Consider the following 26,873-nt stretch of genomic DNA (forward strand, 5'->3'; position numbering starts at 1 on the left):
AAAAACAGCACGAGCGATACATCTGTACATGGGAGTGTTCTTGACACCCGCGATCCTCTTCTTTGCGCTGACCGGGGCATGGCAGACGTTCTCCCTGCAGTCGCCTTCAAAAGACGGGTCCTATACCCCTCCGCGCTGGATTCAGCAGTTCTCGCAGCTACATAAGAACGCAACATTTGCGGTGCCGCCACCGAAGAAGAAATCAGATGAGAAGAGCGAGAGCAAACGTGCGGAGGAAGGGCACGACGGGACAGCAAAGAAGACGGAGACGAAACGATCCCTATTACCGATGAAGATCTTCTTCGTCCTGGTCTCGCTTGGTCTATTTATCTCGACACTGACAGGGTTATATATGTCGTTTCGGTATGCGAGAAACAAACTGGCCGTCAGTGGAGCACTGGTGGCCGGAGTTTTAGTTCCTCTGCTGTTGGAGTTGCTTTAATACCGTTGCAGCGCGTAGAGCGTTTCCCTGTTACTAGTGTCGTGAGTCTAAAGTTCGTGAAAAATCATGAAGAGCTCTAGTGTTTCAGCGAGCGCTCTTCGCACCGCAGGTGCGAATGTCTTGCTTAAGGGGACGGCTTTAGCCGTCCCGTCCCTCGCACTGAAATACATGCGGCTTTAGCCGCTGAGGTACCGAAGCTATGCCCTCAGCGGCTAAAGCCGCGTCTCAGTGGAGGCCCATACGGCACGGCTGAAAGCCGTGCCCTTAAGCAAGACAAGGCGCCTTTGGCGCTTCCGGTCCGCATAAATGCGGACGCCCTACACTACACCCACAGGGAAAATGTTCTATTCAATCTCAGGATGCTTGCCCCAGGAGAAACGCCGTCCAATAATTCCTTTGACGATCAGGTGGTCTGTGGCCGAAGTCGCTCCCAGACCAACACCGAAGTTAATCTCCCATTGCTGAGAGACATTCAGGTCACTTACCGCGAAGATCTGTTGTTGTTGATTGTGCAGGGTGTCGAAAGCGCCAAACCGCCCATAGTCGGCGTAGTACTCAACACCAGCGCTGATCGTGCGGGTGAAGTCGTAACTCGCTTTCACCCCTGGGGCAAAGCCAAGCCCCTGGTTGACGTCCGGACCATGCCAGGTGCGCTCTAAGGCCGGATTTACAGAGAAATACCAGCGGCCGAATGACTTATCAATGATGGGCCGTATCTCCCAGGTCCAGGTGTCCGGCGAATACATTGCCCGCTGGTATCCCACCTCAGTGGAGATGCTCACTCCGACAGGCCAATGCCAACTATCGGGCACGCGCACGCGCGGCCGGATGTGATCGCCGACCCACTGCAGACCATGTCCCTCCTGCTCGCTGGTGAAGATATAGAAGCCCACTTCGGACCAGTTGTTGATGCCCTGCGTGATCTCGATGGTTTCGTGTTGTTGATGATTGGTCGGGTACACGCCGTCGATCAGGTACCGCTGCCCCTTCGCGGTGAAATTGGAGTGCAGCTCCACCATGGTTGTCTTCGGCAAGACCGTATCCGACCCGTAGACCTGAATCTCGTAGTTCCCTTGCGCATACGCCCTTGGCGCCAGCCATCCAGCCAGGGTAAGCACCAGGCTCCACAACGCCACATAGCAGCAACGTCCGATCAGATTACGCATAACGGAACACCATCATGAAGCCGAGATCCATATGATTCTGCTGGTGGCAGTGCAGAAGCGTCGGTCCGGGATTGTCTGCGACAAATTCAACCGCGGCCTCACCACGGGCGGGCACCAGGACCGTGTCTTTCAGAATGCCTCGCGTCGCTCTGGCCCCTGAGAGACTGCGAAGCTCAAAGACATGACGATGCAGATGAATGGGATGATCGTCGAGACTCGGGTTCTTCAGGAGCAGCCGATAACGCTGCCCGGTTTTCAATACTGGCGAGTCTGTATTCGGATACGATTTTCCGTTGATACACCACTCTTCCATCGCCCCATGCCCCTTGAACTTCGCTGAAAACTCCAGAGGAATTACCTCGACTGCCTCGTTCTGTTTAGCCTCAGGCGCACCGAATACCGTGTAGTCCCAGCTCAAGGTTTGCGGCTGCTGCCATACCGGTTTTCCACTTGCGCCGGCATACGCTACGACAATGCCCATACCAGCCGCCTGAACGTGTTTGCGAACCTCGCCCAATATCCATACGCCGGGATTGTCCATGGTCACAAACGCGGTTACCCGCTCTGCGGGAGCGAGGCGCAACATCGGCACGAGTTGTGGCTTCGGGATCGGATTTCCATCCAGGGCTACCACTTCAAAACGATGTCCGGCAAGTGAAATCCAATGTGTTTCGGTCGGGCTGGAGTTCAGAATCTGCAGCTTGATGCGCTGGTTCTGGCGCACCTGCAGCGGATCTCCGTAGCCCAGCGTGCGGCCATTGATGGTGGAGATATCGTAGGACGGATTCATCGAGCCATCATCGCTGCCGAGCAGTTGGCCCTGCCAATCGTGCAGGGTGAGGAAAAACTCGGCATCGAACTGTCCAGGCTCATTTGCCGGATCCACATATAGCAGCCCGTGCTGCCCGGTGTATTGTCCCTTGCTGAAGTCACCCCCGGCAAAGGTATGCGTATGGAACCAGCGAAAGCCTGCCGGACGGGGAGAGAACTCGTAAACCAAGGAAGCTCCGGGAGCGATCATCGGCGACCCTTCTTCCATAGCTCCATCCATTGCCGATGGAAGAAACAGCCCATGCCAGTGGACGATCTCAGGGTTCGCGCTGCGATTGGTCACTTTGATGCGGACCGGCCTGCCCTCGCGAAGCCGCAGCAATGGTCCCGGAACCTGTCCGTTATAGGCCGTTGTCCGGATCGAGCGTTTCGGAGAGAGGTCGACCTTCGTTGTTGCGATTTCCAGTGTGTGGTCCACAGGGGCATCCGCCGCACGTAGCGCCGTAGCGCCAGCCAGCAGACCGGCCTGCTGCATAAAGGTTCTTCGCGAGATCGTTCCCATTCCTGCCAACTCGACGTTGCATCTCCTTCCACCTATTCAGGTACGACGTATACGTAGTTGACGTAGGAAGGCAGACTTCAGTCGCAGATATCTGTATCCCATCCATTCGGCGCGCCAATGGATGGGATTCCAGCTTCACATGGGAGTCTACTCGCGACTGGGAACAGGTCCGACCGCCTGACTGCAAATCCCCGCTGCAGTGCAGGCGCGCACGCCGAAGAAGACGTTGTCCTTTGAAACAGGGAGACGCGTGCTGTTCGCATCCTTACCTGGGAACTGTGTCGCATTCACGACATACTGCCAGTCGTTCACCGTGGTCTCACGCCATACGATCTGGTAAGTCACCGGCTGCGTGTAGCTCCGCGGAGCATCCCATTTCAGGATGGTGTCATTGTCGAGATTCGACGTCGTTACACGAACATTCTGAGGAATGCCCGGAGAGTTGGCCAGCGTCGCCAGTGCTGCAATGTTCAGCCTTGCCACCCTGGCGATGTAGTCGAAGTCGTCATACTTCAACAGGTCGCCGTACTCCTTGCCATTCTCCACACGCACATGCTGGTGCTGATGGTCGAAGTTTTCGCGCCACTCGGTAAAGCGGACTGACGCAAAACCTGCCTCACTGAACGACCGATGATCGCCACCGCGCAGGAAGCGATCCAGACGAAGCTCCATTACCGGATGGAAGGTCCCGGGAAAGTAGGTTCTTCCTACGGCAAGCACCTGACGTGCAAGCTGACGCGAGGGTGTCTCATTTTCAGCCCCGATGTTCAATGTCTGGCGAATCTGCTCAATGGGAGCAGACGGCAAAATACCCTGCGAGAAGACGCGGATGCGCTGCTTGGACTGCAGTTTGTCTCCAGGCGTGGTGTCGCCTCCGACGATGTCGTTGTTCAATACGCCTTCAAGCTCCCAGCCTTCTTTGCGGGCGCGTTCTGCGAGATGATGCGATCCGTTCAGGCCCTGCTCCTCGCCGGCGACCGTGACAAAGACAAGCGTCGCGGGGAACTTGAGTTTGCTGAGCACGCGTGCTGCTTCCATCGAAACAGCCGTGCCGCTGGAGTCGTCATTGGCTCCCGGAGCGAAATCATGCGTGTTCATCACGTCGGTCTCGCGCGTGTCATAGTGGCCGGTCACCAGGTACATGCGCTTTGACGCGACGGGATCGGTTCCCTTCAGAATGGCAACGACGTTGCGCAGCGGCGTGGGCTTGATGATGCGCGGGCGGCTGTTGTTGAAGCCGGCCTGCGGCTGCTCGACGGACTCGTCAAATGAGACCTCAAGACATCCGCCGCATTCCTTGCTATAGCTCTCGAACTGCGACTTGATCCAGTCGGCAGCGGCCAGCACGCCGGTGCCGGGCTTCAGATCAGTCTCAGTGGAAGAGATCGTCGACCGGTTGTTGAACTCCACCAGACGGGTGATGTTGGCTTTGATGCGTTCGACCGAAACCTGCTTCAGCGCCGCTGCAATTTTCGCATCGACGGGATCAGCCTTGATCGGCGTGCCCACTGCCTCAAAGTCGAGCTTCACCGCGGCTGCCGATTGCGGCTTCTGTTGTGCAACGAGCAGGCAAGGTAGAGAGAACACCGTCACCGCCGCAAAGATACTGCGAACCTTCATCATTGAAACGCTCCGTAAGGAAAGTTGAGTTGCACGTGAAAAGCGGCGCCTCGCACCAGGCGAGGCGCCGCACCTGGAAGAAGCAGGGGTTAGAAGATGATCTTACCGACGATCTGTAACTGGCGCGAAGAGCCAAGATCGCTGACCGCGAAGCGGGTTTGCGAGATAACGCCGAAACTCGTGGAGCCTACGGCCGCCGATGTTCCGGGATTGCCGAAGCTGGGATGGTTGAAGATATCGAAGGCATCGACGCGGAACTGGAACTTCACCGCCTCGTAGATCGTTGTGTTCTTCTCGATCGAGAAGTCCGTATCCGCAAAGCCCGGTCCACGCAGTGCATTGCGGCTCAGGTTACCGAATCCGGTGGTGGGTATCTGGAAGGTGCAGTTTGCCGTCGTGGGCGCATTGCAGACCAGGGGAGCGAACCACTGCACCGTCGTGGCCGTCGTGCGGGTCAGGCCGTACTGCACCGGCCCAACCAGGTTCGGATGCAGCACATTCGCGGTACCTGTAAAGGTGGAGCTCGTGGTGATATTCAGCGGATTGCCTGTCTGCCACTGCGAAATGCCCGAAAGCTGCCAGCCTTCGATCAGGCGATTGCCCTTGAACGGCAACGTATAGATTGCGTTCATGGAGATACGGTGCGTGGTATCAAAGTCCGAGGGACCGTAGTTCAGATACGGACGTGTTGCATCCTGCAGCACAGTACCGCTTAGAGAGCCGGTATCCAGTGACTTCGAATAGTTGTAGTTGAAGTTGAAGTTCAGCCCGCTGCGAAAGTTCTTCCGCGCCGTCAACCACATGGCGTTGTAGTTCGACATGCCGATGGACGAGACCTGCGTGATGTTCACACCGCTGATGTTCGCTCCCGCCGAGATCGGGCTGCTGGTTGAAACGGCCTGGAACGGTCGCACATTCGATGCATTGGGCTGGTTCACATTCAACGGAGTACGCAGATGCTTGCCAACAGAACCGTAGTAGCCGATGGAGCCGACCAGGCCCCAGGGAAGCTCCTGCTGCACGTTGACGTTGAAGGTCTCTGTATACGCGTTGCGAAGATTCCGCTGAACACCGCTGATGCCGATGCCTGCGGCTCCGGCAGCGGCATACAGATTCGACAATGGAATGGTTGCCGTACTGCTGCTGTAGGTCACACGGTTCGCAAAGGGCGGATTGCCGTTCAGGCCGCTCGCGGCATTCGTCTCGGGCTGGTCAGCCATATAACCATAGGCAGCGCGCAGCACCGTCTTGTTATTCCCAAAGACGTCATAGGCAAACCCGATACGCGGTTCGTAGTTATAGTTCTGCGTGTACGGACTGTTTCCAACACCATTCGTCCCAACTCGAATGAGCGAGGCCGACGGGAGATCGAAGAGCACCAGGCGGTTCGAGCCATCGACCGGAGAACCATTCCATTCGAAGCGCAGACCAAGCTCCGCTGTCAGGTTTGGCGTGATCTTCCAGGAATCCTGCAGGAAGGCACCCAGGGCGTTGACATAGATACGGCTCGCCGTCCGTGTCGGAGTGATGCTGAAGCTGTTCGCGCGGCCGGCCTGGAAGTTAGCGACGCTGTTGAAGCCGATGGTGCCGGTGTCACCGGAAAAGTTTGCATTCAGGAAGCGGCGAAACTCACCGCCGAACTTGAGCGAATGTTTGCCGGCCGTGTAAGTCGCTGTGTCGGAGACGATGCCCAGCGTGTCAAAGCGCCCCTGCGGGAATCCCGACGGTCCACCGAAGTTAAGGCCAGGACCGGTGATCGTGATCTGCGGAATGCCGGTCGCACCGCTGGTGCCGGTACCGAGACCAAGCGATGTTGGATCCGTCGTCACATTCGGATTGAATGCGATAGCGATGCGGTTGAAGCCCAGACGGAACTCATTGACCAGCCTCGGGCTGAAGATATGGGTTTCGTTCAAAGTCAGGATCTGCCGGGTAGCGGCGCGGTTATCGCCAAAGCCGGGGATCGTATTGTTTTGCAGGGTGGGTTCGGTACGCTGATCCTTCTGAATGGCGTAGAAGCCATGCAAAGTGTCAGATGCGCTGAAGATCTGGCTAATATCCAACGTTCCCTGGTCAGTGTGGACGGGCCCGTTCGCAAGACCAAGATAGCGGGCACCGGTGCTGTCATTCGCACGTGGAATCAGAGTCAACAGCTTCTGAGCTACAGGGTCAGTGACTTTAGCGCGCTCAGCATCGGTCAGCACACCGCTGTTTACCGTCAGCCCCTGAGCCTGCCGCAGCCCCTCATAGCTGGCAAAGAAGAAGGTATGTTGCTTCCAGATCGGTCCACCGAGAGCGGCTCCGAAGTTATGGCGTTTCAAAGGCGCCATACGCTGCACATCCTTGGTATTGAAATAATTGCGCGCATCCAGGGCTTCGTTACGCACATATTCAAAGACCTCGCCATGAAACTCATTCGTTCCCGAACGCGTGCTCACATTCACGATAGAACCGGACGAACGGCCGTACTCCGCAGAAAAGGTCTGGTTGTTGATCTTGAACTCTGAGGTGGTATTGATCGACGGCTGGAAGGTGATCTGGTTCTGCACCATGTCGTTCAGGTTGACGCCGTTGATCTGGAAGTTGACTGAGTCTTCGCGGTTACCCGCCGTCACAAACGAATTGGCGCCCAGGCCGCGACTTGGTGCAGTCAGGCTTCCGGCTGCCGGAGCGGTGACACCACCGGGCGTCAGCACCGTCAGATCAAGGAAATGGCGTCCATTGAGTGGTATCTCCTGTACTGTCTGGCGATCGATGACCTGGCCGACCGTAATCGACTCCGCATCGATGAGTGGTGCACTGGAGTCCACCTGCACGCTTTCACCGGTCGAAGCAACCGACATCGGAATATCGAGGCCGGTCTTTGCGTCTACCTGCAGCGTCAGTTTTTCCACGGTGTACGAACCAAAACCGTTCGCTGTTACCTTCACCGTGTAATCGCCTGGCGGCAGAGACGGGGCAACAAACTGGCCCCCAGTATCCGAGGTAACGGTGCGCTCGGCGCCGGTTCCAAGGTTGCGGATGGAGACCTGTGCGCCCTGCAGTACGGCGCCGGACGAGTCCTTCACAGTGCCTGAAAGTGTTGCGGTGGATTGCGCCTTTGCGGCAGTCACCGCCAGCATAACGGCGATGACCATGGTCAATAGCTTTCTCATGAACGACCTCCAAACGAACTACCTGGACCTCTGGCAGATAGGGCTATGCATTGCAGCCTTTCTTTCCAGAGACCGTGCCTCCGCAGATTCGCGCCTCTGGCGAGGCGTCCTCTCCGGGTCATAAATTTTGGGTAAATAATGGGACCGCTTAGCGACGTAATATATCAGATACCAAACGAAATCCCCATAGCCTAAGGACGGTATGCGTCTAAGATTCCTGTCATTTGTTTGTCTCCTCGGCAGTACGGCTGCGATCTCTGCTCAAAATGCCGGCCCCGCCGGCACCCTCAAGTCGCTGACAGATACCGTCGCCGTCAGCGGTTATGAGACAGAGCTCTCCCACCGCATCGAACAGCGGCTTGCAGCACTCCATCCGCAGCGGGACAACATGGGGAACATCCTCGTCACCTTCGGCTCCGGAGCTCCGCATCGGCTGCTGGTCGCCCCGATCGATGAGCCGGGATACGTCGTCAGCCATATCGAGGATGACGGCTACCTGCGCGTTACCCGCCTTCCGCAGACAGGGCTGCCGCCGCACTACAACGAGATGCACAACGCCCAGCCGATGGTGATCACCACACGCAAGGGCGAGCAGCGCCCGGCCATCGTCGCCGGACTTTCCATTCACCTCACGCCGGGACGCGCCTCCGTTCCTGATCCGGACGATATCGACAACTTCTACGTCGATCTGGGTGCGGGCTCGCGCGCGGAGGTGCTGGCCAGCGGAGTCGATCTGTTAAGCCCCCTTGCTGCCGAACGCTCCCTCTCTATCGTAGGAACTCACACCTACTCCGGCACGGCTGTCGGCGATCGCTTCGGCGCCGCCCTTCTGCTGGCTGCGGCCGAAGCGCTTGGTCAAAGCGCTCCCAAAGGCACCGTGACCATCGCCTTCGTGACCCAGCAGTGGACCGGCTCACGTGGCCTGGCACGCGTACTGCAGCAGACGCATCCGGAGGAGCTGCTCTATCTGGGCCGCACGCTTCGGCCGGTGCGTTCTACCGCAGAGCGCAATGAGCCTCTGCCGCCGTCACCGAAACCTGGTACAGGAGCTGTGTTCGCAAGCTCCTCCTCTTCGAAGTCCGGCGATTGGCTGAACACCGCATCGCTGCAGCCGGTACAGGGCGCCCCTTTCGTCACGCGCGGCTATGGACCAGCCCCGACGTTGCCGGAAAAGTCTGCGCATCTGAGCGTTCCCATCCTTTATCCGCTGACCGCGGGTGAGATGATCGATGCGCGCGATCTCGACTCCCTCGGCGCGGTCGTCGGCAAGTACCTGGGCGTCTCCATCCCAACGTTCGCTCCCGCCACCCCGGCGCCGGCAGCCTATACCGCGATCTCGCGGCCAAACGCGGCTCCCGCAAACGATGCCTTGCTCAAGACACTCACGCTGGCCTATGGCGTCAGCGAGGTGGAGACAATGTCGCGTGAGGCCGTCGAGAAGATGCTGCCTGCATGGGCGCATCCCACCACGGATGCCGCCGGTAACCTTGTGCTCCATCTCGGTCCGACCACCGGACCCAATACTGTCTTCATGGCGCATACTGACGAGCTCGGCTTCCGCATCCGCGCGATTGACGCGGATGGCGCCATCCAGCTCGACAATAAAGGCGGCGGCACCACCTCGTTCTACTGGGGACATCCTGCCGTGGTGCACACCTCCGCGGGTATGCGTTCCGCCGTTGTCGGTCTGCCGCAGAACTTCGATACTGCGCAGTTCCACTTCCCGACCGACTTCCGGTCCCCTGCCACGCTGAACGTCGGCGCCGGCTCGGCCGATGAGGTCGCCGCTATGGGCATCAAAACCGGGGACTTCGTGACGATCCCCAAAACCTTCCATAATCTGCTGAACCGGCGGGTCTCCATCCGCAGCCTGGATGATCGCGTTGGCTGCGCTGCCCTGGTCCGTGCGGTGTGGGAGCTAGGCGAAAAGCCATCCCGCAACCTGACCTTCGTCTGGTCGACCCGCGAAGAGCTTGGCCTGCTGGGTGCGGTGGCTTACGCAGAATCGTCGGCCAAAGCCGGAACTACCCCGGCGACAGTCTTCGCGATCGATACCTTCGTCTCGTCCGACTCGCCGCTCGAGTCCAAACGCTATGCCGACGGCATTTTGGGGCAGGGTTTCCTGGTCCGCGCCATCGATAACTCGAATATTGTTCCCTGGGCCGATGTGCAGCAGGTGCAGGCCATCGCCACGGCTCACCATATTCCGGTACAGTACGGCGTAACCGGAGGAGGCAACGATGGCGCTGCCTTCCAGCGGTATGGCTCGACCGATGTTGCGCTGAGCTGGCCGCTACGAAACTCTCACTCCCCGGGTGAAGTGATGGACCTGCGCGATCTGGACGCGCTGGCCTCCATCGTCACCGCTCTGGCAAGGGAGTGGATTCCCGTCTCCGGACGATAAACTAAGACCGTGCGCCCACGGCGCGAAAGGCTTTTGACACATGCCGGTAATGGAACGGATTGCACCCCTCGAAACACTGACAGATCAGGCTCACCGCAGCATCAAGCAGTACATCCTCGGCGGCAATTTCTCAATCGACGAGCGGCTGACCGAAAGCTTCTTTGCCGAACACCTGGGCATCAGCAAATCGCCGGTGCGTGAAGCCTTGAATGCCTTGCAGAACGAGGGCCTGCTACGGATTGAACCGCGCAAAGGCATCTACCTTCGCCGCTTCACCGCCAAAGAGATCTCAGACCTGTACGAGCTGCGTGAGGCTCTGGAGGTCTATGCCACGCAGATCGTGCCCATCACAACCGAGTTCATCGAGGCACTCGACCAGAGCCTGGACCGCACAACAGACTTGCTGGCGCGCGATAACAAGACCGCATATATCGAAGAGGACATCGCCTTTCACCGGTTGATTGTGGTCTCTACCGGCAACGAACAGCTCTCCAGCACACATAGCAATATTCAGGACAAGCTCTGGCTCTGTCGCTGCCAGACCTACCAGCTCACTTCACCGGACACTCCTGCAGCCCACCATGCCATTGCCCGCGCGCTGCAGGTCGGCGACCGTGAGGCCGCCGCCACTGCAACACGCGACCACATCCGTTTTGTTCGCGATGCGTTGTTGCGCAGCCAGAACGAGCTGGATCAGGAATCGCGGAACAGTTAAGGGTTGACGCGATACACCAGAAGACCTGCGTCATCAATCGAGGTCTTCGGATGTACAACGAAGAGCTGCTTTGTCTCCGGCACAAACAGCCCCGTCTTGCCGCCGTTGGTGGGAAGATTCGTTAACAGCGTGTAGTGATCGGTTGACTCCTGATGCAACACGCTCATCCCCTGGGAAGCGAAGATGTAGATGCGCTTAGAGGCCGGGTCCCAGGCCATGCCGTCGGCAATATTCATGCAGGGCTGCTGCTCCACAACCTTACCCGTCGCAGTATCGAAGGTATAAACGATTCCCGGCTTGCGGCCCACAACAAAGAGGCGGTGGTTCGCCGTGTCGATCGCCATGGATGTATTCAGGTTCAGATCAGGCGTCGTCCAGGTATCGACCACCTTCATCGCCTTCAGGTCGACAACGCCAATCTTCTTCAGGTCGCGGATGTTGACATAGAGCCGGTCTGTCTTCTCATCCACCGCAATGGCTTCAAGGTTGGCGCCTTCTACGCGAATACGGCCGATGATCTTATGGCTCTCGACATCGATCGCCGTGATCTCGGAGTAGGAAAGGTTTGCGGACTTGCCGCCATTGCCTATGTAGAAGGTGTGCCGGGGAGCGTCATAGTACCCGACGTCCGGTGAGTCAGTTTTGCCGGTTACCGAGCCGTCGATAAGCGGCACCCGGTCGACCTGACGAAAGTCCGCCGCGGAAAAGAATAGCGTCGACGAATCTCCACCATCCGCGACGAGAATCTCGTCCTTCTCCGGAACATAGGCCAGAGTATGCGGTGTCTTCACTCCGGGAACGCTTTGCAGATGAGCTCCTGTGGCTGCGTCAAAGACCTCGAGCGTATGGTGCTCTTCCGCCGCGATAATCACATGGTTGCGCTTGCTATCGAGGACGAGAAAATCGAAATCCCCCTCGATGCCGGGAAGCGGTGTCCATGCCACAAGGGTGACCGGGGGAGTGTGATGTGATGCCTGCGCGAAGGTGGGCAACGACAGGATGACTGAGGCACACAGTGCCAGAGCTGGGATGAGCTTCACGAAGTTTCCTTTCGAGGCGCGCGCCGATCGAGGGCGCGATACGCTTGATTGTGAGCAGGAAACCTGAGTGAAATCTTAGAGAAGCAGCCGGGTTACTGAAGATTTACAGAACCAGGTGGCAATGGCCATGTGCGGAAAGAAAACCGGAACCAGGCCGAGCGAATTTTTCGTAAAAAAATTACTCTATATATCGTAGAGTGACGTTCGTATCGACATTCGGATCCAGGACATAGAAAAAGGGCTCCCATGGCTGAGCAGTATTGTGTGGACCACAACCAATTCAGTCTTCTTTCCCGCATTGCCGTGGGCAATCTGCCGGAACAGAGATCCTTCAGGACCATATATTTATGAGGTCCGACGTCCCATTCAGTCGATGGCGGTTCAGGATCTTCTGTTTCCTGCCACTTCTTTTGCCACCGATATCCAATGGCCAGCAGTCCTGTCCCAACGGCGGCATACAGGTAGACGGCCGTGTCGTCGATCGAACGGGAGCCGCGATCGTCGGTGCGGTTCTGACACTCGATCAGTTGCCGCCTGCTCGCTCAAACCAGCGCGGCGAATTCATCTATAGCTGCGTCGCCTCACAACAGCACACTTTGCACGTCGCAGCCAGTGGGTTCGCGGAACGCACTCTCGCCATTGCGCCCTCACGCGCAGGAAATCTTCGGGTCGTGCTGCAGATCGAGTCCGTTCAGGAAGAGGTCAACGTCTCTTCGGCCCAGGTCAATACCGCCACCGGCGAACGTACGCTGGCAGGCAGCGAGGTTACCGACCTGGCCGACGATCCGGATGATCTGCAGCGGCAACTGCAGTCCTACACCGCGGCTGCGGGCGGTCTTGGCGGTGTCCCCATCATTACCGTGGATGGCTTTCGCCTGGAAAGCCGCATGCCGCCCAAAAACGCGATTTCGTTCATCCGCATCAATCCCGATCTCTTCTCCGCCGAGTTTACAGAAGCTCCCTATGACGGCGGACGCATCGAGATTTATACCAAGCCCGGCCAGAGCCGGCTGCACGGCGACCTTTTCTTCAATGACAGCGAGGCCGGATTCAATGCGAAAGATCCGCTGTCGACCAGGCGCGCGGCGCTGACGCGGCGGCGGACCGGCTTCGACCTCAGTGGGCCTCTCTTCCATCACGATCGCGATTTTTCGCTCAGCCTGGAGCGCCGCGAGATCAACGACTTTGCAGTCGTAAACGCCACGGTGCTTGACACCGCCGGGAACCGTACTTCGCTGGTGCAGAATGTGCCAACACCACAGCATCTGTGGGAGGCCAACGCGCGCGTCAGCTTTCTTACCAGCCCACGGAACGTTTTGATCGCCGGCTATACCGCCAACGTGAATCAGTTCGAGAACGTAAGCGCCGGCGGCATCACGCTGCAGGAAGCTGCCTATGGCCGTAGCCAGGCAGAACATACGCTGCGCCTGAGCGACGTCACTACCCTCTCGCCTCACCTGATGCAGGAGTTCCGCATCAGCGTGCGATATCGCGATGAGCAGGACACGCCGAACTCCACCGCGACGCAGGCACAGGTCGCCGGAGCTTTTACCTCGGGCGGAGCTGATATTCAGACTTCACGGAATCGCGAAACCGTGATCCAGGCGCTGGATGATGTCGTCCTTACCAGGAAGCAACATTCGCTGAAGCTCGGCGTGCAGGTCGAGGATTACTTTGAGCGGATCAAGACCCTTCAGGGTTTCAACGGCACCTATCTCTTCGGCGGTGGAACCGGACCGGAACTGGATGCCCAGGGAAATCCCATCGCCGGCACCAGCATCGTCTTCGACGGACTGGAGCAGTATCGTCGGGCGCAGCGCAACCTGGCGGGCGGCACGGCAACGACCTTCTCCAACGTGACAGGCCAGCCGGGCAACAACTTCAACCAGTTCCGCGCATCGCTCTATGTCCAGGACCAGTGGAAGCTCTCCGACCGGCTGCAGGTGACCGGAGGTCTTCGCTATGCCGTCCAGACGGAGCCGCTCTCTGTCAGCAACATCACGCCACGGCTCGGCGCATCGTGGGTGCCGGATAAGAAAAGGAAATGGTCACTCAGCGGCCGCGTCGGGCTGTTTCTGACACCGGTCGCCACCACCACCATCGCCGAGGCGCGGCGGCTGGATGGAACGCAGCGCACAGGACAGACAATCTACACACCGCTTTACGTCTCCGGTGTTCCCGGCGGCACCATCATCAAGACCATCCGCAGCAACGCGCCTTCCCTCACCCAGTCTCCCTCGATCCAGAGCCAGTTGGCTGCAGGCTACAGCTGGGCCAAGGGATGGAACATCAGCGCGAGCTGGGTCCATGTCCGGCAGTGGAGCGGCCTGCGCACACGCAATATCAACTCGCCGCTGGGCAACGATCCCCAGGGCCTGCGTCCTGGTCCGCGTTACGAAAACATTCTTCAGTTCCAGCAGACGGGCGCCGTCATCGGAGACCTGGAGACAGTTTCGTTTGCCAGCTCCGCTTCAAAGCGCATTCAGTTCTACGCCCTCTATGTCTATGTAGACCTGCAGGGCACCATCGATAAAGAACCAACCTTTGCGCCGCAGTCCTCCAATACCGACGCGGGCGAATGGGCACAGATCAGCGGCCGCAGCCGCCACAATATCGTCACCTCAGGGCAGGCGCAGCTACCCTTCGGGTTGACGATCGCGCATGTCTTCCGCGTGCTCGGGGGCACACCCTACAACCTGGTCACAGGAATCGATCGTAATGGTGACGGCAACTTCAACGATCGCCCGGAGCTGGCAACAGCATCGACACCGGGGGCCATCGACACACGCTACGGATGGCTGGTCAGCAACGGCGGCAATGGAACCATCGCACGTAACGTTGGCCTGATGCCCTGGAACATCTACCTCGACACCAATCTCACCAGGCGCTTCGTACTGAATCCCAAAGCAGCCAACGATCGCAGGCAGACGCTGAGTCTCAACCTGCGGTCGGCTAATCTGTTGAATCACACCAACGTCACGACGATGGGGAGCATTCTCGACTCGCCTTCTTTCGATCGCGCCGTGCTTGCCGACCCGGGACGGCGGCTCGAGTTTGGTGTTCGTTATGCGTTTTAGCGGCATATCGACAAGTTGGAGGCGCTTGCCCAAGAAATGGGCCCAACGTACCACAAGGTAGAAGCAATCTCTATCCCTTGACTACTTGGGTGGGAGCAGCGGGCTTCAGCCCGCTGATTGGAGGCAATAAAACGATGGGCTTTAGCCCTGGGCCTTCTCGAACTTTGAAAACAAAGCCCAGGGCTAAAGCCCGACTTCTCTTGTATCCAGTAAACCGTGGGCTAAAAGCCCACGGCTCCCACCCGGTTCGAGCTACGCTCGAATAGTTGACCTCTCCGAACAATGTTCGCCGGGGACCCCGAATATCCCACCCATCGCTATCGCGATGGATGGGGCACCCAGTGTATGCGCTGGTTCAAATTTGTCGATACCACTCCGCACCCGCGCAAAAATTATCCGAGAGCAACAGAGGCGTGGTTTGATAGCTTCTACGTGACCGTCCACCTCTCATCTGTGAGGCGGTTACAACAATTCGAAAGGCACTCCCCCGATGAAGCCTTCTCTGATTCTGGCCGCTCTCCTCCTCGTTTCCACGTCCGCTCTCGCCGCGACCAAACCCGTTCCCACGTCGTGCACGCCGAAGGTGAATGCAACGCTGTTGCAGTTCCTGCATGACAACAGCGAAGACTCGCATGCTCAGCTCGACAACGTGATGGTCTGCGGTACGGCCATCGCCGACTCCTTCAAGCAGGGCGCCAGTTCCACGGGTACCGGCGCGCACCAGGTGATTCTTCTGAACGTCCCTACCAGCGACGGATCGAAGGTCACCGTCGAGATCGTCTCCAACGACAGCCTTGACGGCGTCGTGACCGCATCCAAAGGCGATGCGGTTTATGCCTACGGACAGGGATACATCACATCCTCCCGCGATATCCGCAAACGCATTCATCCGGTAGCCGGTGTGCATGACACGCACTGCGCAACCAACTCTCATATGGACGATGGTTGGGTCGTGGTTAACGGCATGCGTTATCCGGCGCAGGCGTGCAGTAGATCGACCCGTCGCCGGCGGCGTTCGCACTGAGTCACGCATCAACGACATTGGGATATTCGGATTTGGTGTCTCTGGCCAGCTTTGCTGGCTGTCTTGTCAAAGGCAGTTTTAGCTGTTCAGTTCCACGACATGCTTTGCACCCTGTCTCAAGACATCCTTTACAGGTCGAGGAGACAAAGCTCCACAAGCATGGAGCCATGCCTGCAGCCTGCACCCCGCTTCGCGCCGCAGGTGCGAATGCCTTGCTTAAGGGGACGGCTTTTAGCCGTCCCGCACAGGCTCCGCCAAATCGCGGCTTTAGCCGCTGAGGTAACGCTCGCGCAAAGTTCGACCATTAGAGCCATTCAGTTAGAAACTTTAAACACGTATTAGAAGTTGAAAATGTACCTCAGCGGCTAAAGCCGCGCTCTTACTGCTGTCTATACGGCACGGCTTAAGCCGTGCCCTTAAGCAAGGCAAGAGCAAAGACAAAACGTAAGAGGCAAAGAGATGAGCACGCCAGATTACCTCTGGCTCTCTATACTTCACCGTGCTTCGAAGACACTCGCACTAGCCTCATGCGTGACAGAGTGATCCAGCAGCAACGGCTCCGGCGCCGGGCAGGTTGGCAGCATAAATGAGAATCTGCTCCCTCTTCCCGTCTCGCTGTGCAACGTGATCGTGGAGCGATGGCTCTTCACGATCCACGATGCAATCGCGAGCCCTAGCCCGCTGCCCGAGAATGATCCACGTACCGGCTGTCTTCCGCGCGCGAAACGTTCGAAGATCTTCTCCCGGTCGCCCTGCTCGATTCCCGGCCCTGTGTCGGCAACGGTGATCTCTGCGATATCGCCGTATTGCATTACCTGCAGCGTGACTGAAGCTCCGGATGGGACATAACGCCATGCGTTCTCCAGAAAGATATTCAGAGTCCGCTTGAGCGCCTGGTAGTCGCCGCGTACCCAGCTTTCAGACGAAGAGACCGTGAACATCACGCCGGCCTTGGCGAAGATCTCTTCCCACAGGCCGGCAGCCTCCTGCGCCAGCTCGTCCAGGTTGAGCCGTTCCATCGTCAGCACTTCGACACCGGCATCGGCACGCGCCAGGCTGAGAAGCTGATCGATCAGGCGCGACATCTGCGATGCGGTCTGCAGCACCTTCTCGCAGGTGTCGCGATAGTAGGCAGAATCCCTGGGCAGATCCAGCGCAATCTCTGCCTCCGCATGCAGCCGGGCCACCGGGGTACGCAACTCGTGAGCAGCGTTCGCCGTGAACGAACGCACGCTCTGGTAGCCGTCCTCAATGCGGCCGAGCATCTGGTTCAAGGTGTCGGACAATGCGGCCAGCTCGTCGCGCGAATGCAGTGTGGGCATCCGGGTGTCGAGATTCTGATCGGTAATCTGTTGCGCCTCGCTCGCCAGCACGGCAATGGGACGCAACGCCTTCCGGCTCATAAAGTAGCCGGCAAAGGACGAGAGCAGGATGCCCGCGCCGATCAGACAAAAGAGCTGATAGCGGACGTTGGAGAGAATCACCAGGCTCTTGTTCAACGTCAGGCCGGTCTGCACGGTATAACGCAGACCATTGATCTCGATCGGCGCAATCAGAGCGCGGACATGCAGATCGCCGGTGGTGTAGTTAAAGTACGCAGAGTTGGTCTTGAGGTCCTGCGGAAGCGTCAATGACGGATAGGCTGCAGCGACGTGCGGCGAGCGATAGAGCCAGCGGCCGTGCTCATCGATCACCTGCAGCCACTTACTTCCGTGCGTCACGTTGTACGCAGCCGTAATAGCTGCACCGCGGGCGGCAGGGTCCTCGTCCGCGGGCCTTCCTTCCAGGAACCGGCGGACACTGCGCACGCGCTGCGACAGCTCATTATTCTCGAGGTTCAGAATCGCGCTGTGCACCAGCCACATGCTGGCCAGTCCGATGGCCCAGAATGAGATGGCGAAGCCGAGCGAATACCAGATCGCCAGGCGGACACGCAGCGGCAGGTGCTCCATGGTCAGCATGTCGTCTCCCGCCGCAGACTGTATCCCAGGCCTCGGCGCGTCGACATGACCTCGGGCTCCACGGCGTGCAGCTTCTCACGCAATGTACCCATCATCGTATCCAGCGCTCCCTGGCTAATCTCTGTGGTTCCCCAGACTGCAATCATGAGCTGGCGCCTGGAGACCGTCTCTCCCAGATGCAGCGCGAGCTCGCGCAACGCCAGGTATTCGCTGCGGGTGAGATGTACCTCGCGATAGCGGGCATGCAGCCGGTGCTTCTCCATGTCCAATGTGAAGACGCCGAAATTGACCTCCGTCGCTCGCCGCATCTGGTTACGCCGGCCTACGGAAAGAATGCGTGCCTGCAGCTCATCGAACGAGAACGGCTTCGTCAGGTAGTCGTCTGCTCCAGAATCAAGCCCGGTGACGATCTGGTCTTCCTCACGGAAGGCCGTCAGCATAATGACTGCCGGACGATCACGATGACTGCGAAGCTCTTCGGCAACCGTAATTCCACTGCGATCGGGAAGCCCGATATCCAGAATCACCGTATCGAACTGCTGAGAGAGCGAGAGCTCCTGCCCGTCCCGCGCATTGGTCGCGGTCGCTACCGTATGGCCGCGTTCCCGCAGGCCCTGACGCAGCAGCTCCACCATGCGAGGGTCATCCTCGACAACCAGAATGCGGTATTTGGTCAGAGAGTTCATTGTCACGGGAGATACTGACGCCAGACCCCTACCGTAACCCAGAAAATGTTTCATTTCTGTAAACGCTCGGGGTGTGCCCTCAACCTCAGGACTTTTTTATGACTGCCTGACGGTCGATTCAACTTAGCCCTTCATGCTTCTCTCTAGAGCAATTCTCCTAATCCTGTAGCGTTGGATAAATCTGCGAATGCCGTTTTCTTCGAGGGAAAACGGCGCATACAGCCAAAACTCCGCTCTACACCTTTAGGAGAACTGCTTATCCGCTGCCACTGGCTGACGCACCAAGTCTGCTGCACTTGCAGGCATGCGGAATTCCTTTGCCTGAAGAGGCATTTTGAGGAGGGGCTGTATGCCGATGATTCGACGGGCCTTTCTTGCAGCCATCGTGCTGCTTACCGGGTTCTTTGTTCGCACTCCAGCAATCGCACAGACGGGCACGGCCGCAGTTGCCGGCTCGGTCGTCGATCAGACGGGCTCGATCGTTGCCGGAGCGCGAGTCACGTTGACCCCAACGGGAGTCTCGGGTGTCACCAATCCGCAGGGCTACTTCAGACTGCCGGCGGTTGCTGCGGGCAAGTACACCCTGACCATCTCCTACGTCGGCTTTGAGCCGCAGATGAAAGACATCGAGGTAACAGCCGGCAAGGACCTGAATCTCGATCTGAAGCTTGTGGTCGCCAATACCAAGGAAGAGATTCTGGTTACGGCGGAGCGTCCGCACGGCGAGGCCGAAGCCATCAACCTGACTCGCAATGCAGACAACATTCTGCAGGTGCTGCCGGCCGAGGTAATCACCAGTCTGCCGAACGCCAATGTCGCCGATGCTATCGGCCGTCTGCCCTCGGTCACGCTCTACCGCATTGAAGGTGAGGGCGTTTATGTACAGGTGCGCGGCACCGAGCCCCGGCTTACCAACGTGACCGTCGACGGTATTACGATCCCTTCACCTGAGCCGACCGTTCGCCAGGTACGTCTGGATGTTCTGCCGGCAACGCTGGTGGAAGCGGTCGAGATCAATAAAACACTCTCAGCCAGTCAGGATGCCGACGGCATTGGCGGATCTGTCAATCTGCGCACCAAGGTCGCCGAAGAACAGCCAACGGTGAACCTCTACGGCAACGGCGGTTATACTCCGATCGAAAACTGGCGCGGCTCCTACAGCTTTGGCGGAACCGTCGGGCGCCGCTTTGGCACAGCCAAGCGCTGGGGCCTGCTGGGTAATGCGGCGTATGACTACAACGGCCGCGGCATCGACAACATTCAGCCCGCGCTCGATCCGCGTTCCACGTTCGCGCAGCCCTTCTACGACAACGACACCGTCCGCGAGTATCGCTACTACCGCCATCGCTATGGTTTTGCCGGCAGCGCCGACTATCGCATCAACGACGACTCCAGCCTCTTTGCCCGCGGTCTCTATTCGGACTTCAAGGACTGGGGCGACAAATGGTATTACCAGCCTGTCTCCACAGTGATCTCCTCTACCGGCGCCCTTCCCAGCACCACAGCCTCCTCGCCGAACCCGAAGTTCTATACCTCCAGCAAACGCCCTGAAGCCTCAGTCGGAGCGTTGATTCTCGGCGGCCGTCATGCCGGACACGATGCACTGTTCGTATGGGAGCTTGCCTCCGCCCGTTCCTACGAGATCAGCTCAGCCGGTAACCCCAAAGCCGACTTCTCGTGGATTGGCCCTTCGCTGACCTGCAACTACAGCCCTTCGGCACAGACCAATCCGAATCGCCCGACGTTCGGCGCGTGCGACGGACCAAACTCACCGCTGCAAAACGCCTCCTACTGGATCTTCAAAGACATTACGACCTCACGCGGCTCCACATCGCAGTTGAATCTCTCCGCTTCAACCTGGTACGCACGCAACTACAGCGCGGGCGGACACTTCGGCACACTGCAGGCGGGCTTCAAAATCACCAACGCGCACAAGAGCCAGAATGCGACCGAGACGGTCTATGACGGCTGGTCCACCAAGGCCGGATCGAGCACACCGACGATGGCCCAGTTGCAGAGCGACTTCCAGAGCAACAACTACTACGATGGCTCATACTTCGGCGGCAAGTATGGTCCGGTCTCTGACTTCAACCTGGTCTCTGCCTATACGTTGAAGAACTTCTCTAACTACGTCGACGGCATCAAGACCGCCGCTGCTACGTATCCGAACATCTTCCACACCATCGAGCGCATCACCGCCGGATACCTGATGAACACCATCGACTTCGGCAAGCTGCATGTGCAGGCGGGACTTCGCTTCGAAGGTACGCAGATGGATACGGCGGGTTACAACGTCACACTGTATGCCGCCGGATCATCCAAATGCGGCGGCACCAATAACACCGGTTGCGGCGTTCCGACACCGGTTTCGAACAATCCTTCCTACCTTGACGTTCTGCCCAGCGTGCAGTTGCGCTACTCGCTCACGCGTGACTCCGGCCTGCGTGCGGTTGTCGCTCGCGGCATCGCGCGGCCCGATGCCTACCAGCTTGTTCCCTACATCACGGAAGACAGCTCGGCCAGCCCGGTAACGGTGGCCATCGGTAACCCGTCTCTGCGTCCGACGCATGCCGTGAACTACGACCTGCTCTATGAGCGGTACTTCAATCCGCTGGGCATGATCCAGGCAGGGTTCTTCTTCAAACAGCTCAACGCGCCACAGTTGCTGACAACCATTCCGGGGACGCTCGATCTCAGCAAGTTCCCTGCCGGCTATTTCCCGCCGACAGTGCAACAGGCGATTCAGCAGTATCCCGGCGACTCCATCACGCAGTACGTCAATGGCCAGAACGCCTGGCTCTATGGTTTTGAGCTTAGCTTCCAGCAGCACCTGAACTATCTGCCCGGCCCCATGCGCGGGCTCGGCATCTCGGCGAACTACAGCTATACCAACTCGCGTGAAAAAGGCGTGCCGCTGCGTAACGATCATCCCACGCTGATCGATCAAGCGCCACATACATGGAACATCAGCCCGACGTATGACACCAAGCGTCTTTCCGTGCGTGCTGGTCTTACCTACAACGGAGCCAGCCGCTTCAGCTACAACTGGGTCTCGCCGACGTATGTCGCTGGCTCCGATCCGAACAACCTCGGCCCCAACGGCCCAACGGGCGATGTCTACACGCTTACTCACTTCCAGGTCGACGCACAGGCAAGCTACCGCGTCTTCCGCGGATGGAGCGCGACCATCTCCGGCCTGAACCTGAATAACGAAGTCTTCGGCTACTACACCGGCAGCACCCAGTTTGTGAACCAGCGCGAATACTACAAGCCCACCATCACCGCCGGCTTCCGTTACAACTTCGGATCCAGGCTGGAAGCCAGGTAGGAGAAGACGTTGTCCTCATCGAAGTTCCTTCTATTGACCATCGTCAGTGGTCTGCTCGCTTCCGGGCAGGCCGCTGACGCCGTTACGCGCAAGCCAGGCCATCCCATGGACGAACAACTCGTCATGACAGTCGTCCTGTCGCGGCATGGTGTGCGTTCTCCTACGTGGGCTCCGGAACGTCTAAACCGTTACTCTGCTACTCCCTGGCCCACGTGGCAGGCACAACCCGGCTATCTGACGGATCGCGGCTTCCAGCTCCTGGAACGCTTCGGCAGCTATAACCGTGCCGCATTGGCACAACACGGCCTGTTGTCGTCTGAAGGATGCAGCGATGCGTCGTCTGTCTATATCTGGGCCGATACCGATCAGCGCACCCTTGAGAGCGGCAAGGCTCTCGCCAAGGGTCTGTTTCCTGCATGTCCGCCTGAGGTCCATTCACAGCCCGGCGGAGGCAACGACCCTATCTTTCACGCTCGTGACACGGCACCAACCGCGCGGCAGACCCAGCAGATACAACAGGACCTTCAAGCCAGAATTCCCGCCGCGATGGCAAAGGCCGATCCGCTGATCGATGAGATGCAACAGATCCTGCAGGGCTGTAAGCCCGGCGTCGCCTGCACACCGGCTCGCAAGCCGGAACACCTGCTGCGCGAGAGTGCGACGGCAGTCTCTCCGGGTCGCGGCGACCGGGCGGTCGATCTTCTCGGCCCGCTGCCGCTGGCTTCATCCTTCTCCGAAGACCTTTTGCTGGAGTACGCCGACGACATGCCGGAGCAGCAGCTCGGCTGGGGCAATGCCGGCTCCTCTGAGGTGAAACACATCCTCGACCTGCACACCATCTACTTCGACCTGATCCACCGCACGCCGTCGATGGCGCAGCTTGAAGCCACCAGCATGCTGCGTCACATCGCGATGACGCTCTCGCAGCGCGCCACCGGTACACCATCGCCGGATGCCGTCGGCCCTGGCGATGCGAAGGTTGTCTACTTCGTCGGGCATGATACCAATCTGGCCGGCGTCGCCTCGCTGCTGGGAGTCCACTGGAAGCTGGATGGCCGCGACGATGACACGCCGCCGGGAACTCAGCTCGCCTTCCAGCTATGGCGAGTCGGCCACCGCTATGAGATCCGCATTCAGGTCGCCATGCAGACGCTCGAGCAGATGCGTCATCTGGAACAACTTACGCTCACCTCGCCGCCTGCTCGACAGGAGCTGACAGTGCCCACCTGCGCGCCGCAGCAATGCAATGTGGAGCAGTTTGTCTCGCTCCACCCGTAGAGCGCTCAGGACTTCCCATTTCTCCAAGACAATCGAGTCCTCCCGGCGCTACGCTGGTGTGCGGGAGGGATATATATGGCAAGTCAATACAAAGGTGTTCCCGAGGGAGCCTCAGCCATTATCCCGAGGCTCTACTGTAGCGACGTTGAGACAGAGATCGAGTTCTGTTGCGACGTGCTTGGCGCAGTCGAAGGCGTCCGTCGGCCAGGCCCTGACGGGCGGGCACAGCATGCGATGTTGCTATTCGGCTCAGCGATGCTCATGATTGAGGGCGAAAACCCGGAGGTTCCAACTCGCCCCCCAAATCCTGACGGAAGCTCTCCCGTTGTCATCTATCTTTACGTGGAAGATGTCGACACGACTGTTGAACGGGCACTAAAGCGCGGCTGCAGGCTTGTGGTACCGGTAGAAACGCATTTCTGGGGAGACCGGATTGGATGGGTTCAGGATCCGGCCGGGCATATGTGGACAATCGCGACACGCGTTGAGCAGACAACGGAAGATCAGCGCCGTGAGCGTTGGTCGACGATCTTGTCTGGAGACGCGAGTACACCAAATCCCTGATAAGAATCCCGTGACGTTCATCGTGTCCGGCAATTCTCTAAGTTAGGAGAAACGGGAGAAGGTCCATCGAGCATTTTTCCTGTAGGTGTAGTGTAGGACTTCCGCACCCATGGGCGTTTTTCGCAATGAAAACGCCGCGGCACACCCCTTCCGGGATACCCAGCAACAGGGAAAATGCTCTAATCATCGGATGAGATCGCTTCAAGGCAGAGTCGCTGTTGTTACAGGTGGCACGAAAGGCGTTGGACGCGGAATCGCTGCTGAACTCGCTGCCCAAGGGGCGCGAGTATTCGTGACAGGCCGATCCATCAGAGAAGGGCCTCACGACGAAACGAAGATCGTGGGCATTCGATGTGATCACAGAGACGATCGGGAGGTTGTGAACGCCTTCGAACGAGTCGCCACAGAAAGCAGCGCCATCGATGTCCTGGTGAACAATGTCTGGGGCGGCTACGAGCAGATGATGGAAGGTGGCGTGTTTACCTGGAGCAAGCCATTCTGGGAGCAGCCAATCTGGCGCTGGGATGCGATGTTCGCCGCTGGTGTGCGCGCCCACTATTTTGCGAGTCAACTTGCGGCCCGATCGATGGTGGCTCGCCAAAGTGGACTGATCGTGAATCTATCGTTCTGGTCTGCACAGAAGCGCATTGGCAACGTCGCATACGGCGTATCAAAAGCTGCCACGGACAAAATGACCGCGGACATGGCGGAGGAACTTAGGTCATATGGCGTCGCCGTCGTGTCTCTTTACCCCGGTATGGTCAGAACAGAAAAGGTGATGGAAGCTGCGGCGTGGCTGGATCTCAGCAACTCGGAATCCCCGGAATTTATTGGACGCGCAATCAGCGCGCTTGCCGCCGATCAAGACGTTATGAGACACACGGGAAAAGTACTTGTGGCGGCTCAATTAGGAATTGACTACGGATTCTCCGACATCGATGGCAAAACTCCACGTCCGCTCAAACTCGACGAGGTCTAGAGCATTTCACTGTTGCTGGGTATTCCGAAAGAAGAGTGCAGCGGCGTTTTCATTGCGGAAAACGCCCATGGATACGGAAGCCCTACATTGCACCCGCAGGGAAAATGCTCTAGAGTCCTGCGTCACTAATTCGCTAAAAATATTTGGCGAGAGCGTTGAGGATGTCGTCGGCGGATTTGGTCCTGGCGAAGGCGGTTGAGCCATCGTAGACGGACTTCATCTAACTTAACGGGTGGGAGCAGCGGGGTCCCCGGCCAGCTTCGCTGGCTGGGGTGCTCAGCGGGCTTCAGCCCGCTGATAAAGCACAAAAGTAAATGGGCTTTAGCCCTGGGCCTTTTCCGGAAGGATAGAAAAAGACCCGGGGCTAAAGCCCGTTTCTTATAGAGCCAGCAAAACGCGGGCTGAAGCCCGCGTCTCCCACCCGTTTCGAGCTCCGCTCGAAGAGTTCACCCCGGCGAACCAAGTTCGCCGGCATACTAAATGGATGGCACCTACGCATGGGTGCCCGAGGTTACACTCGAAGACGCATCGTCTTGAACCTGACTCACAAGTGAAGCAGGTACACCGGAGCCAGCGCAGCAAGCGCAGCTGCCATCTGCAGGGCAATGACCTTCAGGGACTCTCTGGGCGCGCGGGGGAACCATGTGACGGCGAAGAAGAGGAGCAGCGGCACCTGCCCAGCCATGAGCAGTTGCCAGATGTGGGCGGCTGTCCCTTCGTCTTTGTCATGCGGAACCCCGAAAATTGCGAGCGTAATCAGAACATCCGCCAGTGCAAGAAGCGACATCGCAATGGGAAGAAATGCGCTTGGCTTCCTCACGATCGTCGTAAACATCCGGCACGGTCTCCGTTCCATATCGATCGATATCGACATATGTGGACTTTGTTGTCAGGAAGCGCTGGCGGAGAGGAACTCTCGATGTTCCGCCAGCCGTCACCCGGGATCGGTCTGCCGGTGGCAAAGACGTTGCCGTTCAGGATTTCAACTCGACTGCAATCACCTCAAAGGGTTCATCGCTCATATTTTCTGGAGCGTGTTGGATGCTGTCCAGGTATTGGACGTCTCCCGCGTTGCCCTGCATGTTAAGAACCTCGCCATTCGCCAAGATATGACGGCTGTGATGAGGAGTTAGAAAGATACCTACGAGAGGCGGGTGGCTGTGCATGGGTGACTTTTCGTGGGGTCCATATCGAATCCGGAGCACTCTGACCTTTTCGTTCTCGAATTCCACCGTGTAATGCTCAGGATCGCAGGTGATTGGGTCGGCAGCCGTTACTGGTGACGTTGCCATGGGAACCTCCTTTTGTGCGCGCCAGTATAGAGCGGTTCTCCATGCCCGCGATAGAAAAATCGGCGGCCGCAACTATCCGGCACGCGATAGAGCATTTTCCCTGTGGGGCCGTGTAGGGCTTTCGCATCTATGGGCGTTTTCCGCAATGAAAACGCCGCTGCATGCCCCTTCCGGAATACCCAGTAACAGGGAAAATGCTCCAATCCAAATCTTCACTCCGATTGGCCGCGGACCGCATACCGCAGGAAGATCTCACCGTTGCGGAACCGCCGCTCCTCGATCAGCTCCAGGTCCAGCCGGACACCGCTCGGGAAGTACCGTTTTCCGCCGCCGACGACCACGGGACAGATACGCATCTGAAACTCGTCGACGATTCCCGCCTGTATCGCCCATGCGGCTAGTTCAGGGCCTGCCACGGCGATGTCATGCCCGGTATCCGCCTTCAACTTGCGGACCGAATCTGGATCGAAGGATCGCTCGATTCTTGTGTGTGCGCTGCGCGGCTCAGTGAGAGTTCTCGAGTAAACGACCTTCTCGGCCGCCTGCCACTGCCTGGCAAAATCGAGCACGAACTGCGGCTGGTCGGGAATCGTGTGCGCGGTCTCCCAGTAGAGCATCGTTTCGTAGACTTTCCGTCCGTAGAGACAGGTACGGAATGATGAGACATGGTTGAAGATCCAGGTATGCACCTCTTCGTCTTTGGGAGCGGCCCAGCCGAAGCCACCCTGCTCGTCTTCGGTGTAACCATCGAGTGACGTGTTCATCATGTAGATCAGCTTTGCCATGCAAGTACCTCCCATTGACATCAA

Annotated in this window: 19 protein-coding genes; 9 read left to right on the forward strand and 10 right to left on the reverse strand. The window is 58.4% G+C overall.

Features of this window, described 5'->3' with window-relative positions:
- The first annotated feature begins 40 nt into the window (after nt 1–40).
- Nucleotides 41–442, forward strand: coding sequence for a PepSY domain-containing protein (locus tag FTW19_RS21480; protein ID WP_222705490.1), 402 nt, complete (start codon nt 41–43; stop codon nt 440–442).
- A gap of 344 nt (nt 443–786) precedes the next feature.
- Here FTW19_RS21480 and FTW19_RS21485 read toward each other — a convergent pair whose 3' ends face one another.
- The 4 genes from FTW19_RS21485 to FTW19_RS21500 all read right to left on the reverse strand — a co-directional run bounded on the left by FTW19_RS21485 (nt 787) and on the right by FTW19_RS21500 (nt 7,716).
- Nucleotides 787–1,608 (reverse strand): hypothetical protein, encoded by an 822-nt coding sequence (locus tag FTW19_RS21485; RefSeq protein WP_147649595.1) that lies wholly within the window; start codon nt 1,606–1,608, stop codon nt 787–789.
- Entirely contained in the window at nt 1,601–2,914 is a 1,314-nt protein-coding gene (locus tag FTW19_RS21490) for a multicopper oxidase family protein (protein ID WP_246153436.1), read from the reverse strand. The genes FTW19_RS21485 and FTW19_RS21490 overlap by 8 nt, the downstream gene beginning before the upstream one ends.
- 174 nt (nt 2,915–3,088) lie before the next feature.
- Nucleotides 3,089–4,564 (reverse strand): M28 family metallopeptidase, encoded by a 1,476-nt coding sequence (locus tag FTW19_RS21495; RefSeq protein WP_147649596.1) that lies wholly within the window; start codon nt 4,562–4,564, stop codon nt 3,089–3,091.
- 86 nt (nt 4,565–4,650) lie between these two features.
- Nucleotides 4,651–7,716: a TonB-dependent receptor gene (locus tag FTW19_RS21500; RefSeq protein ID WP_147649597.1), complete on the reverse strand. Its 3,066-nt coding sequence runs from the start codon at nt 7,714–7,716 to the stop codon at nt 4,651–4,653.
- Between the two features lie 202 nt (nt 7,717–7,918).
- Between FTW19_RS21500 and FTW19_RS21505 the strand changes: the two genes are divergently transcribed.
- Together FTW19_RS21505 and FTW19_RS21510 are read left to right on the forward strand one after the other, a co-directional pair.
- The gene (locus FTW19_RS21505) at nt 7,919–10,120 is read left to right on the forward strand and encodes a M20/M25/M40 family metallo-hydrolase (protein ID WP_147649598.1); all 2,202 of its coding nucleotides are present in this window, start codon (nt 7,919–7,921) and stop codon (nt 10,118–10,120) included.
- A 49-nt stretch (nt 10,121–10,169) separates the two neighbouring features.
- On the forward strand, nt 10,170–10,835 hold the full coding sequence (locus FTW19_RS21510; protein WP_246153437.1) for a GntR family transcriptional regulator: 666 nt from the start codon (nt 10,170–10,172) through the stop codon (nt 10,833–10,835).
- Here the strand turns inward: FTW19_RS21510 and FTW19_RS21515 are convergent.
- The gene (locus FTW19_RS21515; RefSeq protein ID WP_147649600.1) at nt 10,832–11,875 is read right to left on the reverse strand and encodes a YncE family protein; all 1,044 of its coding nucleotides are present in this window, start codon (nt 11,873–11,875) and stop codon (nt 10,832–10,834) included. The genes FTW19_RS21510 and FTW19_RS21515 overlap by 4 nt on opposite strands.
- Nucleotides 11,876–12,222: 347 nt before the next feature.
- On the opposite strand from FTW19_RS21515, the gene FTW19_RS21520 reads away from it, so the two are divergent.
- Together FTW19_RS21520 and FTW19_RS21525 are read left to right on the forward strand one after the other, a co-directional pair.
- The gene (locus tag FTW19_RS21520) at nt 12,223–14,952 is read left to right on the forward strand and encodes a TonB-dependent receptor (protein ID WP_147649601.1); all 2,730 of its coding nucleotides are present in this window, start codon (nt 12,223–12,225) and stop codon (nt 14,950–14,952) included.
- Between the two features lie 490 nt (nt 14,953–15,442).
- Nucleotides 15,443–15,976, forward strand: coding sequence for a hypothetical protein (locus tag FTW19_RS21525; protein ID WP_147649602.1), 534 nt, complete (start codon nt 15,443–15,445; stop codon nt 15,974–15,976).
- A 494-nt stretch (nt 15,977–16,470) separates the two neighbouring features.
- On the opposite strand, the gene FTW19_RS21530 is transcribed toward FTW19_RS21525, so the two are convergent.
- Nucleotides 16,471–17,937: an ATP-binding protein gene (locus FTW19_RS21530; protein ID WP_147649603.1), complete on the reverse strand. Its 1,467-nt coding sequence runs from the start codon at nt 17,935–17,937 to the stop codon at nt 16,471–16,473.
- Nucleotides 17,931–18,623, reverse strand: coding sequence for a response regulator transcription factor (locus FTW19_RS21535; RefSeq protein ID WP_187143109.1), 693 nt, complete (start codon nt 18,621–18,623; stop codon nt 17,931–17,933). Before FTW19_RS21535 ends, FTW19_RS21530 begins: the two co-directional genes overlap by 7 nt.
- Nucleotides 18,624–18,972: 349 nt before the next feature.
- On the opposite strand from FTW19_RS21535, the gene FTW19_RS21540 reads away from it, so the two are divergent.
- The 4 genes from FTW19_RS21540 to FTW19_RS21555 all read left to right on the forward strand — a co-directional run bounded on the left by FTW19_RS21540 (nt 18,973) and on the right by FTW19_RS21555 (nt 24,772).
- Nucleotides 18,973–21,951, forward strand: a complete 2,979-nt coding sequence (locus tag FTW19_RS21540; RefSeq protein ID WP_147649605.1) for a TonB-dependent receptor — start codon at nt 18,973–18,975, stop codon at nt 21,949–21,951.
- 9 nt (nt 21,952–21,960) lie between these two features.
- Complete coding sequence (locus tag FTW19_RS21545; protein ID WP_147649606.1) at nt 21,961–23,229, forward strand: histidine-type phosphatase; 1,269 nt, start codon at nt 21,961–21,963, stop codon at nt 23,227–23,229.
- A 75-nt stretch (nt 23,230–23,304) separates the two neighbouring features.
- Nucleotides 23,305–23,793, forward strand: a complete 489-nt coding sequence (locus FTW19_RS21550; RefSeq protein WP_147649607.1) for a VOC family protein — start codon at nt 23,305–23,307, stop codon at nt 23,791–23,793.
- Nucleotides 23,794–23,983: 190 nt separating this feature from the next.
- Nucleotides 23,984–24,772, forward strand: coding sequence for an SDR family NAD(P)-dependent oxidoreductase (locus FTW19_RS21555; RefSeq protein ID WP_147650785.1), 789 nt, complete (start codon nt 23,984–23,986; stop codon nt 24,770–24,772).
- 544 nt (nt 24,773–25,316) lie between these two features.
- On the opposite strand, the gene FTW19_RS21560 is transcribed toward FTW19_RS21555, so the two are convergent.
- From FTW19_RS21560 to FTW19_RS21570, 3 genes are all read right to left on the reverse strand, one after another.
- Nucleotides 25,317–25,607 (reverse strand): hypothetical protein, encoded by a 291-nt coding sequence (locus FTW19_RS21560; RefSeq protein WP_246153438.1) that lies wholly within the window; start codon nt 25,605–25,607, stop codon nt 25,317–25,319.
- A 139-nt stretch (nt 25,608–25,746) separates the two neighbouring features.
- Nucleotides 25,747–26,064, reverse strand: a complete 318-nt coding sequence (locus FTW19_RS21565) for a cytoplasmic protein (RefSeq protein ID WP_147649608.1) — start codon at nt 26,062–26,064, stop codon at nt 25,747–25,749.
- Nucleotides 26,065–26,276: 212 nt separating this feature from the next.
- A complete protein-coding gene (locus FTW19_RS21570) occupies nt 26,277–26,849 on the reverse strand; it encodes a dihydrofolate reductase family protein (protein WP_147649609.1) in 573 nt (190 codons plus the stop codon).
- Nucleotides 26,850–26,873 lie beyond the last annotated feature (24 nt).

Source organism: Terriglobus albidus (assembly GCF_008000815.1).
GTDB classification, from domain to species: domain Bacteria; phylum Acidobacteriota; class Terriglobia; order Terriglobales; family Acidobacteriaceae; genus Terriglobus; species Terriglobus albidus_A.